The 17,119-nt window shown below is 58.3% G+C and carries 12 protein-coding genes; 3 read left to right on the top strand and 9 right to left on the bottom strand.

Annotation, left to right across the window (positions count from 1 at the left end):
- Window positions 1–193: 193 nt before the first annotated feature.
- Entirely contained in the window at window positions 194–2,713 is a 2,520-nt protein-coding gene (locus ACFQY0_RS06840; protein WP_379710676.1) for a DEAD/DEAH box helicase, read from the top strand.
- A gap of 16 nt (window positions 2,714–2,729) precedes the next feature.
- On the opposite strand, the gene ACFQY0_RS06835 is transcribed toward ACFQY0_RS06840, so the two are convergent.
- From ACFQY0_RS06835 to ACFQY0_RS06825, 3 genes are read right to left on the bottom strand one after another with little or no spacing between them, the layout of a single operon-like run.
- A complete protein-coding gene (locus tag ACFQY0_RS06835; protein WP_379710674.1) occupies window positions 2,730–3,212 on the bottom strand; it encodes a glycosyl-4,4'-diaponeurosporenoate acyltransferase CrtO family protein in 483 nt (160 codons plus the stop codon).
- Window positions 3,202–4,305: a glycosyltransferase family 2 protein gene (locus ACFQY0_RS06830; RefSeq protein WP_379710672.1), complete on the bottom strand. Its 1,104-nt coding sequence runs from the start codon at window positions 4,303–4,305 to the stop codon at window positions 3,202–3,204. Before ACFQY0_RS06830 ends, ACFQY0_RS06835 begins: the two co-directional genes overlap by 11 nt.
- Window positions 4,302–5,810, bottom strand: coding sequence for a phytoene desaturase family protein (locus tag ACFQY0_RS06825; protein ID WP_379710670.1), 1,509 nt, complete (start codon window positions 5,808–5,810; stop codon window positions 4,302–4,304). The genes ACFQY0_RS06830 and ACFQY0_RS06825 overlap by 4 nt, the downstream gene beginning before the upstream one ends.
- A 54-nt stretch (window positions 5,811–5,864) precedes the next feature.
- Here ACFQY0_RS06825 and ACFQY0_RS06820 point away from each other — a divergent pair, with 54 nt between their 5' ends.
- Complete coding sequence (locus ACFQY0_RS06820; protein WP_379710668.1) at window positions 5,865–7,259, top strand: aldehyde dehydrogenase family protein; 1,395 nt, start codon at window positions 5,865–5,867, stop codon at window positions 7,257–7,259.
- Between the two features lie 10 nt (window positions 7,260–7,269).
- On the opposite strand, the gene ACFQY0_RS06815 is transcribed toward ACFQY0_RS06820, so the two are convergent.
- Entirely contained in the window at window positions 7,270–8,880 is a 1,611-nt protein-coding gene (locus tag ACFQY0_RS06815) for a phytoene desaturase family protein (RefSeq protein WP_379710666.1), read from the bottom strand.
- 8 nt (window positions 8,881–8,888) lie between these two features.
- A complete protein-coding gene (locus ACFQY0_RS06810; protein WP_379710664.1) occupies window positions 8,889–10,043 on the bottom strand; it encodes a class I SAM-dependent rRNA methyltransferase in 1,155 nt (384 codons plus the stop codon).
- A 104-nt stretch (window positions 10,044–10,147) separates the two neighbouring features.
- Between ACFQY0_RS06810 and ACFQY0_RS06805 the strand changes: the two genes are divergently transcribed.
- Window positions 10,148–10,693 (top strand): four helix bundle suffix domain-containing protein, encoded by a 546-nt coding sequence (locus ACFQY0_RS06805; RefSeq protein WP_379710662.1) that lies wholly within the window; start codon window positions 10,148–10,150, stop codon window positions 10,691–10,693.
- Between the two features lie 66 nt (window positions 10,694–10,759).
- Here ACFQY0_RS06805 and ACFQY0_RS06800 read toward each other — a convergent pair whose 3' ends face one another.
- The 4 genes from ACFQY0_RS06800 to ACFQY0_RS06785 all read right to left on the bottom strand — a co-directional run bounded on the left by ACFQY0_RS06800 (window position 10,760) and on the right by ACFQY0_RS06785 (window position 17,027).
- Window positions 10,760–12,652, bottom strand: a complete 1,893-nt coding sequence (locus ACFQY0_RS06800) for an ABC-F family ATP-binding cassette domain-containing protein (RefSeq protein ID WP_379710660.1) — start codon at window positions 12,650–12,652, stop codon at window positions 10,760–10,762.
- A gap of 79 nt (window positions 12,653–12,731) precedes the next feature.
- The gene (locus ACFQY0_RS06795) at window positions 12,732–13,898 is read right to left on the bottom strand and encodes a hypothetical protein (protein ID WP_379710659.1); all 1,167 of its coding nucleotides are present in this window, start codon (window positions 13,896–13,898) and stop codon (window positions 12,732–12,734) included.
- Window positions 13,895–15,832, bottom strand: coding sequence for an RNA polymerase sigma factor (locus tag ACFQY0_RS06790; RefSeq protein WP_379710657.1), 1,938 nt, complete (start codon window positions 15,830–15,832; stop codon window positions 13,895–13,897). The genes ACFQY0_RS06795 and ACFQY0_RS06790 overlap by 4 nt, the downstream gene beginning before the upstream one ends.
- 142 nt (window positions 15,833–15,974) lie before the next feature.
- Complete coding sequence (locus ACFQY0_RS06785; RefSeq protein ID WP_379710655.1) at window positions 15,975–17,027, bottom strand: peptidase M42; 1,053 nt, start codon at window positions 17,025–17,027, stop codon at window positions 15,975–15,977.
- Window positions 17,028–17,119: the final 92 nt, after the last annotated feature.

Below are 17,119 nucleotides of genomic sequence, written 5' to 3'. Positions count from 1 at the left end.
AGGCGACGACAAGAGGAATTGCGACCTCGTGGGAGCGCCGCCCTTCTGGCTGGCCGAGTTGCGGGCGAGCCACTCGGTGGGGGTAGTGGTCAATCGTCGCGAGTGAGGCGCCGAGGTGGCCAGGGGATGGCGAATCACCGCTCCTTGGAGGGGTTGCAATTCGTAGGCGGGCCGTCAGGGTCGGGGCTGCTGTATGCCCGTCCTCGACCCCACGAAAGTTTCCGATCCCTCCTCGAGTTCCTCCATCCTCGATGCCTTCCTCGAATACCTGATAGAGAGCGGGATCGAGCCGTATGGTCATCAGGAAGAGGCGATTCTCGAGCTGTTCGAGGGGAAAAACGTGATCCTCAACACGCCAACCGGTTCGGGGAAATCGCTGGTCGCGCTGGCCCTGCATTTCCGGGCAATCTGCCAGAAGCGTCGCTCCTACTACACCGTGCCGGTGAAGGCGCTGGCGAATGAGAAATTCCTGTCGCTGTGCAAAACCTTCGGCCCCGAGCAGGTCGGGATGATCACGGGGGACGCGACGGTCAACCCGGGAGCTCCGGTGATCTGCTGCACGGCGGAGATTCTTTCGAACATGGCGCTGCGCGAGGGCGCTGCCGCGGAGGTGGATGATGTGATCATTGATGAATTTCACTACTACTCGGACCACGAGCGTGGCGTGGCCTGGCAGGTGCCTCTGCTGACTTTGCCGCAGGCGAGGTTCCTGCTGATGTCGGCGACCTTGGGAGAAACGAAGTTTTTCGAGAAGGAACTGAGCGATCTAACAGGCGCGGAGACCGCGTTGGTGAAGTCGGAGGACCGCCCGGTTCCCTTGGAATTTGAATACAGCACGACGGCTCTGGAGGAGAAGGTCGCGGAGCTGGTGGAGCAGGATCGGGCACCGATCTATCTGGTTCACTTCACGCAGCTTGCCTGCGCCCGGACGGCGCAGAACCTGATGAGTCAGAACTTCTGTTCGAAGGAGGAAAAAGCGGGGATTGCGGAGGTGTTGGAGAAGGCGGATTTCAGGAGTCCGTATGGCAAGGAAATCAAGAAGCTGCTGCGGCATGGTCTGGGGATTCACCACGCGGGAATGCTGCCGAAGTACCGGGTGCTGGTGGAGAAACTGGCGCAGCGGGGTTTGCTGAAGGTCATCTGCGGAACGGATACGCTCGGGGTCGGGGTGAACGTGCCGATCCGCACGGTGATGCTGACCCAGCTCTTCAAGTATGGCGGACAGAGCACCAAGATTCTGGCGGTGCGGGATTTCAAGCAGATCTGCGGACGCGCCGGGCGGCGGGGATTTGACAACGTCGGCTACGTGGTCGCGCAGGCTCCCGAGCATGTGATCGAGAACCTCAAGGCCGAGGCAAAGGCGGCGGCGAAGGGAAAGAAGAGCAAGGCCATGAAGAAGAAGCCGCCGGAGAAAGGCTTCGTCAACTGGGATGAGAATACCTATCGGAAGTTGATCGACTCTCCTTCGGAGAAGCTGGTTTCGAGTTTCACGATGCGCCACGGGATGCTGCTCAATGTCCTGAGCCGCACCGATGTGGATGGCTGTGCGGAGCTGCGGCGGATCATTTCCAGCAGTCATGAGACCCCGGTGAAGAAGGCGGAACTGCGTCGACGGGCCTTCGCCTTGTTCAAAGGCTTGGTGCAGGGAAAAGTGCTGAGCATTTTGCCAAAGGATCAGCGCTGCGGACCGGCGAAGGTGGTGCTGAATGTGGAACTTCAGGATGACTTCACGATGAACCAGGCGCTCGGACTTTATTTGATCGATGCGATTCCGCAGCTTGATCGGGAGTCGCCGGACTACGTGGTGAATGTGATATCTCTGGTTGAGGCGATTTTGGAGGATCCGGCGGCGGTGCTTCGCAAGCAGGTCGACAAGTTGAAGTCGGAACTGGTGGCGAAGCTGAAGGACCAGGGCGTGGAGTACGACGACCGGATGGAACAACTCGATGAGGTCGAGCACCCGAAGCCGGGGAAGGAGTTCATCTACGCGAGCTACAACGAATTCGTGCTCGATAAGCCCTGGGCGAAGGAGGCATCGGTGCGGCCGAAGTCGATTGCCCGGGAGATGTTTGAAAACTGGCAGTCGTTTGAGGATTATGTGAAAAGCTATGGTTTGGAGCGCAGTGAGGCGGTGCTGCTGCGCCACCTGTCCGAAGTCTATAAGGTGTTGAATCAGACGGTGCCTCCTTCGGCGAAAACCGAGGATCTGGAGGAGGCGGAAGCCTTCTTTGGAGATCTGCTGCGCGGGGTGGATTCAAGTTTGATCGACGAATGGGAAAAGCTGAAAAATCCGGATTTCGTTGCGGATGAGAAGCCGAATGAGCCGAAGAAGGCGGTTCCGTTTTCCCGGCGAAAAGCCGAGTTCGAGCGCGCGGTGCGGCATGCGGTGTTCGACTTCGTGAAAGAGCTCTCACGAGGCAATCTCACCGAAGCGCTGGCCCTCGTCGAAGGAGAGATGACTTTGGACGAACTGCGTGCGGCGATGGAATCCCATTCGATCGAGCATGGATTCATCCGGCTGGATCCCGAGGCCCGCAGCAAGAAGCACTACCGCTGCGAGGCGATCGAAGGAAGCCGGAACTTGAGGGTCGAACAGGTGCTGGTTGATAGCGAGGAACTGAACGACTGGAGCGCCATTTTTGAAGTCGATGTGACAAAGTCGGATGAGTCGAACGCGGTAGCGCTCGAGCTGATTCAGATAGAGGCGATTTAGAGAATCATCCTGGATCTTAACCCGATGTCGTGTGGCGGCGGATTAGGCGGGTGAGCCGCAGACGGTTGTGACGTTGAAGGAGGATGCAAGGGGCGTTGGAGGCAAGGGCGTAGATCCAAATGATGAGAGCCCATGGCCATGGGGTCCAGAGAGTGAATGAAAGAACGGCGAGTAACTGAGCCCAGTGAGCGACTTCGCTGCGACAGGTTTCGGCTTCGAAACGTCTCAGGAAATCCAGATCCTGGCTCTGGAGCTTCCGTTTTCCAAATCCTCCGAACCATGGGGCGGCATCCGGAAGATAGTGCTTCCACCGGCCGATGAAAAAGGATCGTTTGTAGATGGTGGAAGTCTCTCCGGGCAGTTTACGGAAAGCAGGTTGGTCGGCCTTGAAAAGCGATATCGGCATCTTCGTAAAGGCCCATGAGGATGCGAGATGGATCATCGGAATACCGATGATGTTGATCAGGAGAACCCAGGGGTCTGGAAGGTTAAGCCACATGGCGTCCTTTCCATTGGACCGGGTTGCCACCTCGCTTGCGAATCAGCGAAAGGGCGAAGAGCCCTTGGTAGAAGAACAGGGAGACGGGGAAAAGCAATGCGTTCCAGAACGTGAAACTGCCAAGCTTTCGAAATAGAATGGCGAGCGCGACCGCGACCCAGAGGTAGCTTCCCAGGATGAAGAGGCGCGCGCTATCGGCGGCGAAGGGGAGGGCCAGAAGCGTGATGCTGGTGAGCATCAAGCCACTGATCCACGCCGCTGCGAGCGTCATGGCGAAGACGGGGGTGCGATCGGCTCCGGAGCTGAATCCTTTGCTCCAACTTGCGCAGAGTTGACCGATTCCTTCCGGAAACATGCGCATCCTGAGACTGCCCTTTCCAATGAAACAGTGGCGAGGGACTTCGGCCTTTTCGAGTAATCCGGCAAGGTGGAGGTTCTCGAGGACCGCTCCTCTAACAGATGCGTGGCCTCCAACCATGTGGTAGATGGATTTTGGAATCCACATCATCTGACCAAACAGTCCGATGCCCGTGGCGCGGCTCCCCCTCAGGGTGAAGGCACCGATTCCTCCCACCATCAGGAGATTGAAGAAAACGGAGAGTTGTTCGTAGAACTTCTCAGTCCGGTGCCAGGGGCAGACTGAAATCACCACGTCAGGGAACGTTTCTGCATGGGCGCTGATGCGCGCCAGCGTCCCGGGATCAAGTTCAAGATCGGCATCCAGAAAAAGGAGTTGCTCGCCTCGCGCGGCGTCCGCTCCTTGTTGGCAGGCCCAAGGCTTTCCTTTCCATCCCGGAGGCAGCTCGCCACTGCGGAACACCCGACAGCCGTGGGCCTCGGCGATGGCTGCTGTCGCATCGTCGGATTGATCGTCGACGACGATGAGTTCAAGGGGATCGAACGATTGGGCTTTGAGGGTCGGAAGAAGCTTCGCGAGGTTCTTCTCTTCGTTGCGTGCGGGAATGATGATCGAGACTTGCGACTTGTTGGAGGTTCTGGTGGGAAGTTTGCGAAGACGCATGAAGAGAAGAAGCATCGCGACGGACGCGATGCCACAGCCAAGGACGGAGAGGACGATGAAGGTGGTGTTCAAGGTGGTGGTCCGGCTTGGGCAACGAGACGGTCGCAAACTTTCTGACCGCACAACACGGCCATCGGCATGCCGCCGCCGGGATTAACACTGCCGCCCGTGAAGAAGAGATTCCTGTATTTCTTGCTTTGCTTGGGCGCCTTGAAGGCGCGATTGAGTTTCCAATCACTGACGACACCATAAATCGAGCCCCCGTTGGAAAGATACATGCTCTCGATATCGAGTGGCGTCAAAGTGTCCTGCACGATGATATGCTTGCGAAGGTCGGTGAGTCCCATGTCCTCAAGTTTTGTTAGAACGCGGTCGCCGAAAGCCTCGTAGTCTGCCGGCGTCAGTGGGTTCTCAGGATCGACCGGTGGGATGTGGGGGAGGATCTTGATGTTGTCGCATCCTTCCGGTGCCTTGCTCGGATCCGTTCGGGTGGGAGCGACAAGGTAGATGGTCGGATCATTCGGGAGCTGGCCTTTCCTGAAGACGGTGTCGAAATGCTGGGATTGGTTTTTGGAGTAGAAGAAGTTGTGGTGGGCAAGCTGCGGATAAACGCGGTTGGTACCGAGATGCATGACCAGTCCGGAGCATGCCGGCTTGAAGCGCCTAAGTTTCCGAAGGAAGCGGGGGGATTCCTTGAGGAGTTGTTTGTAGGCGGGAATGACTTCCATGTTGCACACCACGAAATCCGATTTCATCTGGTTCCCGTCTGGAAGTTCGACGCCGGTCACGCATCTGCCATTTCTGGTGATCGACTTGACCTGAGTGTTGAGACGAACCGGGATGTCCAGATCATCAAGTAGCCGGTGAAGTCCGCGTGCCAGATTATACATGCCGTCCTTCACATACCAGAGACCGTGATCGAACTGGATCAAGGACATCATGTTCATGTATCCCGGGGCGTCGTGGGCTGATGATCCCACGTATTTGATGAAGTATTCGAAGATTCGCCTCAGGTGGTCGCTACGAAAATGTCTGGCGACGGATTCCGACATGGAGTGCTGCCAATCCATTCCCCGGCTGAGCCCGAAAAGTCCATAGTGGCGGATCATTTCCCAAGTCGTGTCGAGGCCCTTGGCAAAGTAACCGCTCTCCACCATCTGATACTGGCCCCGCCCATATCGGAGGAAGCCCTGGAGATCTTGCCAATGATCTTCAGGATTGCCGTCGAGTTTCGACAACTCGGCCTTCATGAGCTGGTCATCCTGATAGAGGTCGATCACCCGGCCATCTTCAAAAACATTTCTCCAATGAGGGCTGACTGCCTGGAGTTGAAGGTAGTCTTCCATCCTCTTTCCGGCACGCTTGAAGAGGTCTTCGAAAATCGATGGCAGGGTGAAAATCGACGGGCCGAGATCGAAGGTGAAGCCCTCGATCTCGCGAACATTGAGTTTGCCTCCGATCTGCGCATTCTTTTCGAGAATCTCGACGTCGAAACCTTCGGCTCGTAGCGAGATGGCGGCGGAAAGTCCGCCGAGGCCACTGCCGATGACGATCACTTTTTCCTTTCTGCTGCTCATGACAATTCTGGGTTTCGGAGATGCGAAGTCGCCGTCATGTGCAAGAGTTAGCGCGTGTCTGAAGTTTGCAACCGGGGAGATCAGTCCGATGACGCTTTTTCCGAAGAATCGGTGAATCAACTTGTCGCGGCGATGAGATCGGAAAGCCGCGCGCCCGATCTTGAGGAGAGGCTTGCGAGCTTGAGGAGGATTTTGAATCTGATCGAGGAGCGGGAGGATCGGATTCTCGATGCTTTGAAGGCTGATCTCGGCAAACCGCCGATGGAGGCGTGGCTGTCCGAGGTGCTTTTCGTCAAAATGGAGCTCAAGCTGATCATCAAAAAGCTCAGGCGCTGGACGAAGCCCCGCCGGGTCGGTAGTCCGTTCTATTTCTTCCCGGCGAAAAGCGAGGTCCGACGTGAGCCTTTTGGCACGGTGCTGGTCATGGCGCCGTGGAACTATCCGTTTCAGCTCGCGGTGAGCCCGGCGATCGCAGCAGTTGCGGCGGGCAACCGGGTGGTGATCAAGCCATCCGAAGCGGCCCTTGCGACCGCATCGGTGATGGGCGAGTTGATTGGTGACGCGGTCGATCCCAGATTGGTGAAAGTCATCAAGGGCAATGCGGCGGTCGGTGAGTGTTTGCTGAAGCAGGATTTTGACGGCTTCTTCTTTACCGGAGGAGAAAAGGTCGGCCGATTGGTCGCTCAAGCAGCGGCTAAGCGGATGGTCCCGTGCGTGCTGGAGCTCGGCGGAAAGTGTCCCGTGGTGATTCACGAAAGTGCCGATATCGACATCGCTGTGGAGCGGATCGTCTTTGGAAAATTCTTCAACGCCGGTCAGACCTGCATGGCTCCGGATTTCGCATTGGTGCCTGAGAAAAAAGTGGAGGAGTTCATGAGGAGTTTCCGCCTGGCACTGGAGAGAACCTACGCTGCAGAGGGCGCTGAGATGGCCCGCTGTGTGCATGAGGAGCAGCGCGAGCGGGTGCTATCGCTGGTTCCGGAAGGTGCTTGCCAGATGGGAAATGACGGCCCCCATCCCCTGCGGCTTGCACCCCGCTGGGCAGTGGTCGATTGGGAGGACCCGTGCATGAGGGAGGAAATTTTCGGCCCGTTTCTGCCTATCGTCACTTATGCCAGCGAGTACGAGTGCGTCGAGCATCTCGCCGCAAGGCCATCGCCCCTGGCGCTCTACGTCTTTTCTAAGAATCAGGAATTCATCAGCATGTTGAGCCAACGGGTTCGATCGGGCTCGCTGGGGGTCAATGATGTGATGAAGCAAGCGACGAACCTGAACCTGCCCTTCGGTGGCGTGGGGGGCAGTGGATTCGGACGATATCGGGGGAAGAGCGGTTTTGATACCTTCACCTATGAGCGTGCGGTGACCAAGCGGTACTTTGTTCCTGATCTCTTCGCACTTCAGCAGCCCTACGGGAAGACCCTCGAACGCCTTCGGCGGTGGATCGGCTGAAGCCTGGGTGTTAGAGAAACGAGCTGGTGAGATCCACGCGACCGTGATCGAGTCCGTAGCGCTCGCAGAGCAAATTCGAGGATATACGACCACTCTCGTAGATCGTTGGCAGGCCGCTGCCAGGGTGGGTTCCGCCTCCGACCAGATACAGGTTGTCATATCCCTTCATCCGGTTGTGTGGCCGGAGGTAGAGCATTTGATCAAGCGAGTGGGCGAGGTTGAAGGTCGCTCCCATGAAGACGTCCAGATCATCACGCCAACCTTCGGGAGTGATGATGCGTTCTTCGACGATGTGCTCACGCAAATCCTTCATCCCGGTGCGTTGCTCGATGCGAGCAAGCACCTTGTCCCGGTATGCCTGCCGGTAATCAGCCCAGTTGAAACCATGCCGGCAATTGATGGTCGGAACCAGAATGTAGAGCCCGGATTTGCCCGCCGGCGCAACGTGGGGATCGGTGACGCAGGAGTTCCTGACATAAATCGACATGTCTTCGGAAACCTGGCTTTCTCCCTGAATGTCCGCGACATTCGCGCGATAGTCGTCGGCGAAAATGATATGGTGGTGGGGTTCGTCCTCGTAGATTTTATCGAGACCGAGATAGAGCATGAATGTGGAGCACGAGTACTTTTTCTTCGCGAGCTTCTCCGCTGGCAGCGACCTTCCATTCATCAGGCTGCACATGGCTTTGGCGTAGTCGGCATTGATGATGGCGTCGTCGCATTGCAGCACCTCACCACCCTCAAGCTCGACGGCGGTCACTCGAGCTCCGTCGAAGCGAAGTTCCTTCACGCTGGCACCGAGTCGCAGGGATCCTCCATGTTCCTTGAAAACATCGGCCATGGCGTCGGAGATTTTTGAGAGCCCTCCTTGCACATGATAGATCCCATACTGGTATTCGATATAGGATAGGATGCTGAACAGTGCCGGACAATTCCACGGCGACATGCCGAGATACTTGGCTTGAAAGGTGAAGGCCAACTTTAGTCGATCGTCCGGAAAGTAGTCTTCCAGCACATCAACCACCGACTTGGCGGTGGCGACATAAGGCACGGCTTTGATAAGGCTGGTGTGCAAGTACGAGCCGAGTTGGTGATAGGGACGCTGGAGGCAGGGGAAAATCGCTCTTAGTTTCTCGGCATGATCCTTCATGAAGCGACGGTAGCCATCGCTACTCCCGGGAAATGCTGACTCGATGTTGGAGACCATTTTATCCAGCTTGGAACTGGTCTCCATCGAAAGATCGCCCCAGGTCAGGCGGGTCATTGGATCGAGCTTGACGAAATCGAGATAATCCTCGGCGCGCCGTCCGGCTTCCTGAAAGACCTCATCCAGGGTGAACTTCTGATGCAGAAACGTCGGGCCCGTGTCGAAGACGTAGTCTCCGACACGCAGTTCGGCGTTGCGGCCTCCGACGCGGTTTTGCTTTTCGACGATGGTGACATCGAAACCCCGCTTGGAGAGAATCATCCCTGCGGTCAGGCCCCCGGGACCGGCTCCGACGATCACCACACGTTTTCCACTATTACTGCACACAGCACGATAGTTAGCGCGGGTCTTCGATGGCGCTACCAGGAAATCGACGGATGGCAAATTCTCTGATGGGGCTCCAATGGGAGCCAAGGCGGCAGCTAGAGCATGCGTGACCAGATGACCTTGAGATAGCGGGACTCGGGGTAGTTCGAGAGCGTCGGGTGGTCGGGGCCGGCGCCGGTGCGGTCGAAGATCTGGAGGCGCTTCTGCTCCTTGTGGACCGCGGTGGTGACGAGCTTTTCAAACTCGAACTCGTTGACGAGCCCGGAGCAGGAGCAGGTGACGAAGAGCCCGCCGGGATCGACCAATTGCGCGGCGAGACGGTTGAGGTCGTTGTACTTACCGCGGCCTTTTTCGTCGTCGCGGCCGGTGACGAATTTCGGCGGGTCGGCGAGGACGACGTCCCATTTCCGACCGTTTTCCACCATCGTGCGTGCCCAGCTGAAGGCATCGGCGTGGGTGAACTTGATTTTGGCGTCGTTGATGTTGGCGTTGCGCTTGGCCATGGCGATGGCCTTTTCATCGAGGTCGACGGCGGTGATTTCTTCAGCGCCGGCTTTCGCAGCATAGACGCTGAAAGCACCGGAGTAGCAGCAGAGGTCAAGGACGCTTTTGCCTTCGACGAGTGAGGCGAAGCGGCGGCGGTTGTCGCGCTGGTCGCAGAAGAAGCCGGTCTTGTGGCCTTCGGCGAAATCGATTTCGAAGGTGATGCCGTGCTCCCGGACCTTGATTTTTCGCAAGGACTCAGTGGAGAGCGGGTGCGGGTCGGTGGGAATCCGCTCGACTCGCGAGAGCGCGGGATCGACGCGGACATGAGCGCGCGTGGTGCCGAAGGCTTCGTGGAGGGCGGGGATCCAGGTGTCGAGGCGTCGCCACGCGGCGAGGGTGGTGATTTCCAGAGAAAGGAGGTCACCGAACTTATCGGCTACCAGGCCGGGGAGTTGGTCGGCGTCGCCGTGGATCGAACGGTAGGTGTCGGTATCGCGGTCGAGGTGAAAGAGCTCGCGGCGCAAGTCGGCAGCCTTGCGGATGGCTGTTAGAAAGAAGTCTTCGTCGATGGGCTCCTCGCCATGTTTGACCACCCGCAGTGGCATGTTGGAGCTCGGATTGAAGAAACCCCAGCCAAAGGTGTTGCCTTCCTTGTCGAGGACTTCGACGAGATCGCCGGCTTTCGCATCCTGCGAGTACTGCCCGATCATCTTTGGCCAGATGGAGGGGTGAAAGGAGAAGGTCTTAATCGAGACGGTGGGCATGGCGGGCGTGTTGGGGAGTGGACTTTTGAGTGGAGATCAGATCAGATGATGGGGTGAGCCTTGAGAATGATGGGAGGAATGGGAATGATGATTTTGAGAGGATCGTGCCTCCTCGAGGGGATTACCAGACGCTGAAGTCGTTCCAGAAGGCGGAGTTGGTGTATGATCTGACCTTTCGTTTTGCGAAGAAGTATTTGCAGCGGGGGGACCGGACGATGGATCAGATGATCCAGGCGGCCAGGTCGGGGAAGAAGAACATTTTGGAGGGGAGCAAGGCGGGAACGGCGTCGAAGAAGATGGAGATCAAGCTGACAAGTGTGGCGCGGGCAAGTCTGGAGGAGGTGCTGGATGACTTTCGGGATTATCTGCGGGTGAGGGATCTGAAGATTTCGGAGAAGGACTCCAGGGAGGCCTTGTATGTGAGAAAGCTCGGTCGGAAGGAGCCGTTGGTGTTTGAGGATATCCGGGAGATTTTTGAGACGAGGCCTCCTGAAGTCATCGCGAATATGGCGATCTGTCTGATCCACCAGACGAACTACCTGATTGATCGGCAACTGGAGCGATTGGAGAAGGATTTTGTGCAGGAAGGCGGTCTGAGTGAGCGAATGACCCGCGCCCGACTGGAGTACCGGCGAAAGCGCAAGGAATGAGTCATTCTTCCCATCATTCCCATTCTTCCCATGGCTGTTAAATGGGAGGAATGGGAAGAATCGGAATTATGGCTTCAAAGCCTCTAGTTCTTCCCAGCGGGCGTAGACTGCGGTGACGGCATCCTTGGCGGTCTCCAACTCGGCGACGAGCGCGGGAACTTCGTCGAAGTGATTGGTCTGGAATTCCGGGTCGTTGAGTTTGGCTTCGAGGGCGGCGGCCTTTTCCTCGGTCTCAAGGATGCGCTCCTCGATGGTTTCGAGTTCCTTTTTCTCGGCCATGGTGAGCTTCCGAGGCTTGTCGCTTGGAGCCGGGGCGGCCTTTTTCCGAGCGGCAGCTTCCTTGGCGGCGGCAGCGGCTTGGATACGCTGCGAGTTCTCGCGCTGCTTGCGTTTCTCGAGATAGTAGGAGTAGTTGCCCGGGGTGATATGGACGCCGTCGTCCTCGAAGGCGATGATGCGATCACAGATCCGGTCGAGGAAATAACGATCGTGGGAAACGACGATCACGGAGCCGCCGAAGGCGGCGAGGGCTTCCTCGAGCATCCGCAGACTGGGGAGGTCGAGGTCGTTGGTCGGTTCGTCGAGGACCAACAGGTTGCCGCCGGTCTTGAGAACCTTGGCGAGCATCAGACGGGCGCGTTCGCCTCCGGATAGAAGATCGACGCGTTCGTTGATCCGGTCGTCGGAGAAAAGGAAGCGACGTAGGTAGTTGCGGGCACCGAGCCACTCGTCACCGAACTGGACCTTCTCGTTTCCGTCGGCAACCTCATCTAACAGCGAGCCGGAGCCATCGAGCACCATGCGGCCCTGGTCGATGTAGTTCACCTTGACCCGTTTGCCGATGACGGCCTTGCCTTCACTGGGATCGAGCTTATCGAGGCAGATCTTGAGCAGGGTGGTTTTTCCGACGCCATTTCGTCCGACGATGCCGGTGCATTCGCCGGGGCGGATGACAAGATCGAGGTGCTTGAACAGCCAGCGGGGCGAGCTTTCGCTGCCGACGTTCATGCCGACGTCTTCGAGTTCGATGACGGTGTTGCCGAGGTCGGGCGGGGGCGGGATGAGGATGTCGAGTTCGCGCTCTTCCGGCGGCGCCTCCATGCCCTCGATTTCGTAGAACTTGTCGAGGCGGGTGCGTGACTTGGTGGTGCGGGCTTTGACGCCGGCGCGGACCCATTCGAGTTCTTCGCGGAGGAACCGTTGGCGGCGTCGCTCGGTCTGCGAGGCGATCTGCTGGCGAATGGCTTTCGATTCGAGGAAGGCGGTGTAGTTGCCCGGGTGGGAGTAAGCCTTGCCGTTGTCGATTTCGATGATCCGAGTGGCAATGACATCGAGGAAGTAGCGGTCGTGGGTCACGAAGATCACCGCACCGCTGTAAGTTTCCAGAAAGGCCTCGAGCCAGCGGATCGACTCGGCGTCGAGATGGTTGGTTGGCTCGTCCAACAGAAGGAGGTCCGGCTGTGAAGCAAGCGACCGACAGAGGGCGACGCGGCGCTTTTCTCCGCCGGAAAGCGGGCCGGTGATGGCATCGAGGGGCGGGGTGCCGAGGGCGTTCGATAGCGAGGTGATGCGGGCGTCGAGGTTCCAGCCGTCGGCGTGCTCGATGAGTTCGTAGCAGTTGTGGAGCTCGATGTCCGAGCCGTCGCCGCTCTCGTAGCGGTGGATCGCTTCGACAACGTCGGAAGCCCCGGCGGCGATGTTCTCGTGGACGGTGAGATCAGGATCGAGTTCGAATTCCTGAGGGAGGTAGCCGACGCGGAGTTCGCGACGACGGGAAATTTCTCCGGAGTCCGCTTGGTTGGCCCCGGCGAGGATTTTGAAAAGCGAGGTCTTGCCACAGCCATTGCGGCCCACGAGTCCGACTTTTTCGCCCGCTTTGACGGCGAGCGTGACCCCGTCGAGCAGGGTTTGGAGACCGTAGGCGAGACAGATTTCGTTTGCGGAGAGGAGCGCGGACATGGACGGGCGGATCAGGGGGTATGGATCCGCGAAAGGCAAGGGGAAGCGGTAAAGAAGAGCTCCTGGCTGAACGGTCGGGTCAGTAGCGCATCAGCTGGCGGTCCGGCTGATTCCTGAGTTGGGTCATTTCCTCAGGGTCGATCTTCTGCTCTTGAAGAAACTTGGCCACCCCAGCTGGGTCCTTGGCTTCCCAGAATCCTTGAGTCGTTTGCCAAAGGAGGAATTCGCGATCCTGCGAAGGGGGGAGATGGTTGAGTAGCCAATTGGCGACTTCCGGCTCCTCGCCCAATTGCCTCGTTTGAGAAATGGCTGGGGCGTAGCGGGAGATTTCCGTCTCGTCCAGATTCAGCTCGGCCAAGGACTCTTGAAACTCATTCCAAGGGGTTTCCGGGCCTTTTAGTTTGAAGAAAAGAGGACCGATCAATCCATTTGCAATGGCCGGGTCTGACGGCGGATTCGCGCGGAAGGCATTCAAGGTTTGGGTGGAGTGATCCTTGGTCTTCGCATTTTGGATGAGGGTGCGCCAGGATTCGGTTTGATGAGCCTCTGGCAGTTTACCGATGGTTTCAGCGGCCAGCGCAAGGTCGCTATCAGCGATGGTATTGATGATTTCGGAAATGTTCCCGCCCCCTTCGAGAACCTGCCAGTCGTTGTCTGCGATTTGGGCAAGCCTGGCTGCGGCCAGTTGGGGGTTTTCCTGAGAAATCCGGAGGAGGGAGTAGGAGGCCATCGCACTCGGGGCCATCCACTCGCCGTAGAACTTGCCAATCTTGGAGTCAGACTCGACCAGATAATCCAATGCCAGCTCGGGGTTTCGATCCGCCATGGCGCAGAGGCAGAGGTTGATGGCTTCACAACGGTAGAGATCACCACCGAACGCCTTGCTGTCTGATTCGGCGACGAGCTTGATGAATTCGTGCTGTCCGGCGAGGTCGAGTTTCAACACTTCCTCGAAGCCCGGCTTGTTGTCGATGGCGGCGTAGGCGCCACTTGTGATCTGGGTGGGGATATCCTCGCGATTGATGAAGTAGTGGAGGACTTCGGACGCCGATTTTCGCTCGGCGCTCTTGCGGCGCTCCGGCCTGATGAGGCTGCGGGATTCTGGCGAGGATTTTGCATGCTTTGCTGCCAGTGCCGCCTCGTTTGCGGCTACCAGGCGTTCGAGATCGGCGACGCGGGACTGACGGGCTAGTCCGATGATCAGGGCGATTAGACCGATGGCGAGACAGGTAAGAATGGTTCTCATCGGGATTGCTTGCTCGTGATTTGATCGACCAAATCCTGGACCGGCTTGGGGTCGTCGGCGGCAGATGGCAGGAGTTCGAGTTGTGCGGATATTTGGGCAGATCTTTCGCTAGCGATGTTTTCCAGAAATCCGATGAGTATTTCGTCGGAAAAATCGATGGACCTACGGTTCTGAAGGATGGGGTAAATGATCTCGCTGCCGGAACGGTATCGACTGAGCTTCAGAGCCATGGAGGCACCGACGAGATAATCAGGGTTTTCGATTTCGCGGCTTTCAAGCCACTGGCGGTAGTGCAGGATTTTTTCTTCCGCGCTTCGTTCTCCGGAGCTGCGGATAGCCGACAGACCTGCTTTCGTGAGAACGAAGTATCGCTCTGACTCGGAGAGTTCCTGGCGGTCGAGAAAGTTGTCATAGTCACGGTAGACCGTGAAGCCCTTGCCGTCGGTTAGAATGGAGGGAGCTGCCGCGTTGCCGATGACTGAGAGCGCTCGATCTGGAGGGAGGAATTCTCGCGCGATTTGCAGGACACCTTCAGGCTGTTTGCGGAGATCAGGGGCCTTTGAACGACAGAGTTGATCAAGGAAACCTTGAATTGCTCCAAGATTCACGGTTCTGAGAATCTCCACCGCGGTGTCTGGGGCGGTGAAGACGAAGCCCCAGGCGAGTGACAAGCGCACGGGGTTTTCGAGCGTGTCGTCGTTCATGTTGGGATGCTTTGGCAGTCGACGAATGGCCTCAAGATTCTCCTCAAACCAAGCGTAGGCCGCACTTGGATTGCTATCTGAGAAATTTCTGATCTGGTTGGTGAGAACGCCGTCGCAGTCATAGTTTCCCGCGAACATCGCTTTTGGAACCCGATGGAGTAAGGCGTCGAGAGCCAGTTCACGATTCCTTTCTCCCAAGGTGTGGATGGACATGCGCAGGATCGTTTGTTGGAGCTCGAGGCTCAGGTTGATCGAGTGCGCGTTCTGAGGCAGTAGGATGAGTTCCTCGTCGCTGAGGCTTTCGAGGTGATCCACGGCAGCAAGGTAGCGGCGGACGTTGCTGTCATTGCTGCTGAGATCCTTCGCGAGTCTTTCGAGTTGTGATTTCTCTCCAGCCTCATTGATCGGACGAACTCGAGGGGAGGCTTGCCGGGTGTCGTAGCCAATGCCGCCGAGTTGCGATTCGAGGCGGTTGATTGAGAGTTGCTGTTTTGCCAGCGGAATGCCGCAAAGGAGAATTGTGGCTCCGACGGCGGCGATGGTGGTCTTTTTCACGGCGAGGATTTGGGTGGTGGTGCTGAAGGTCTGGACGCTGCCGAGGCTGGTGATCAGCGTGAGCGGCGCGGCCTTGGCCATTTCCGATGTCATGCCGAGGGCGAGGAGTCCGACGGAGAGGGTGACTCCTCGTTTGCCGAGAAGGGATTGGAGGCGTTCGAGGGCGCGCCGGGATTGCTTTTGGACAGCGGCGGCGGATTTGTTGAGGCGGCGCGCGATTTCGGGGAAAGTCAGGCCGTCGACGTAGTGGAGGAGGACGACGCGGCGGTCGGTCTCGGGCAAGGTGTTGATGGCGGCGTCGAGATGGGGCAGGGCTTCCTGCCAGGAGGCATCGCTTTCCGGCGAAGAGTGGTCCGTGGGTTCGAGCATGAGTGCCTCCTTTTTTCGATGATGGCGGGCCTCGGAGCGACCGAGGGATTTGGCTTCGAGCATGGTGGCGCGATGGAGCCAGGCGGAGAGCGGGATGCCGTCGCGGAGGATGGTGCCGGCTTTCTTGGCGAGAGCTGCGAGGACTCGTTGGGAAACATCCTCGGCGAGCGTCCGGTTGTTAGAGACGCGCAGCGCGGTATGGTAGATCAAGCCGGAGTAGCGCTCGGCGAGTTGACGGAATGCGCGTTGGTCGCCGGACTTCAAGTAGCCGCGGAGGAGTTGCTGATCGGTGCGCGAGTTTTCCATTGCCACCCCTATACTGCCGGACCGCCTGGGGTGCGGACAAGAAATGTCATGAAATGGTTGGTTCTCGCCCCCGGTTAGAGCGATGGGCTGAGGCGGCTTCGAGGAAGTTAGTGAAGAATGAGGGCAGGATGCCCACGCTCCCCTATGGGATGTAGCTGCCGAGGAGGCGAAGGGCGGCGCGGACGGAGTCGAGCGAGGCGGTTTCGCTGGCGGTGTGGTAGCCTGTGGTGGGGATCTGGAGGGTGGTGCCGCTGATGGCTCCACCGGTGGCGGCGACGAGACGGCCGAGCTCGGTGCGTCCGAGTGGGACGGGTTTGGAGAGGTCGATGTGCCGGGCTTCGAGCCACTCGTCCTTGTAGCTGTAGGAAATGCCGAGTCGCTCACAGATCCGGGTGATTTCGGCGGTGAAGGCGGGATCAAAGGGGGCGGTGGCGTCCTTTTTCCGCAGGACAAGCTGCTGCTCGGCGGCGGCTTCGGGTGAGGGGTAGGGGCTGGTGTCGAGGACCAGCAGGCGGCGAGTGGTGATGGATTCTCGCTGAAACCAGGAGAGTGCGTAGCGCCAGCTGCGTCCGGCTTCCTCCTGAGCGGTTAGAAGGGCAGTGCCTTGGAAGCCATTGCGGAAAAGGTGGACGATGAGGGCGACGCTGAGGACATTGTCGAGCTGGGCAGAGATGTGGGTTTCCGTGACCTGAAGGCGGTCGAGGAAGGAAACGGGAGCCCCGGGTTGGAGGAAGTCGAGGCCGTCGATCTCGAAGATGAGGTTGTGGCGCTTTTCGCAGTGGTAACCATTCGAGATCACGCCCTGGCCGAGGTAGGTGCCGGTGTAGGGGAGGTGAGCCTGGACGCGCTGGCCGGTGAAGCGATCGGCGATCGACGCCATCATTTGTTCGGAGACCGAGTCACCGGTGAGTTCGCCTCGGTTGCCGGCGATGAAGGCGGCGTATTGGAATTCGTTCGGGCCGGTACAGAGCAGTCCGTGGCGGTCGATGTGGGCGGAGAGAACAAGGCTTTCCGGTTCGCTGCCGCGCGCGACGAGCACGCCGTGGTGGCGTTCAACGTGGATGTCGATTTCTTCCAGTTCGCGGCGGAGGACCCGGAAAAACGAGTCCTCAGTGCCGACGACCGATGGCTCGCGGACGAGGTTTTGGAGAAGCTCGAGGAAATCGGAGAGGTCGGAACTGGCGGCAGTGCTCACGAGGTATCGTGAGCCATCAGCAGATTGGATGCCGTTGTTCGAAAATGGAAAAGGCCTCCGCGATCGCTCGCGGAGGCCATGGGGTCGGTAGC

This window comes from Haloferula chungangensis, assembly GCF_042664875.1.
In the GTDB taxonomy this organism is placed as follows: Bacteria; Verrucomicrobiota; Verrucomicrobiia; order Verrucomicrobiales; family Akkermansiaceae; genus Haloferula; species Haloferula chungangensis.
Note: the sequence above shows the minus strand (reverse complement) of the source record. Positions and strands in the feature narration are given on the sequence as shown.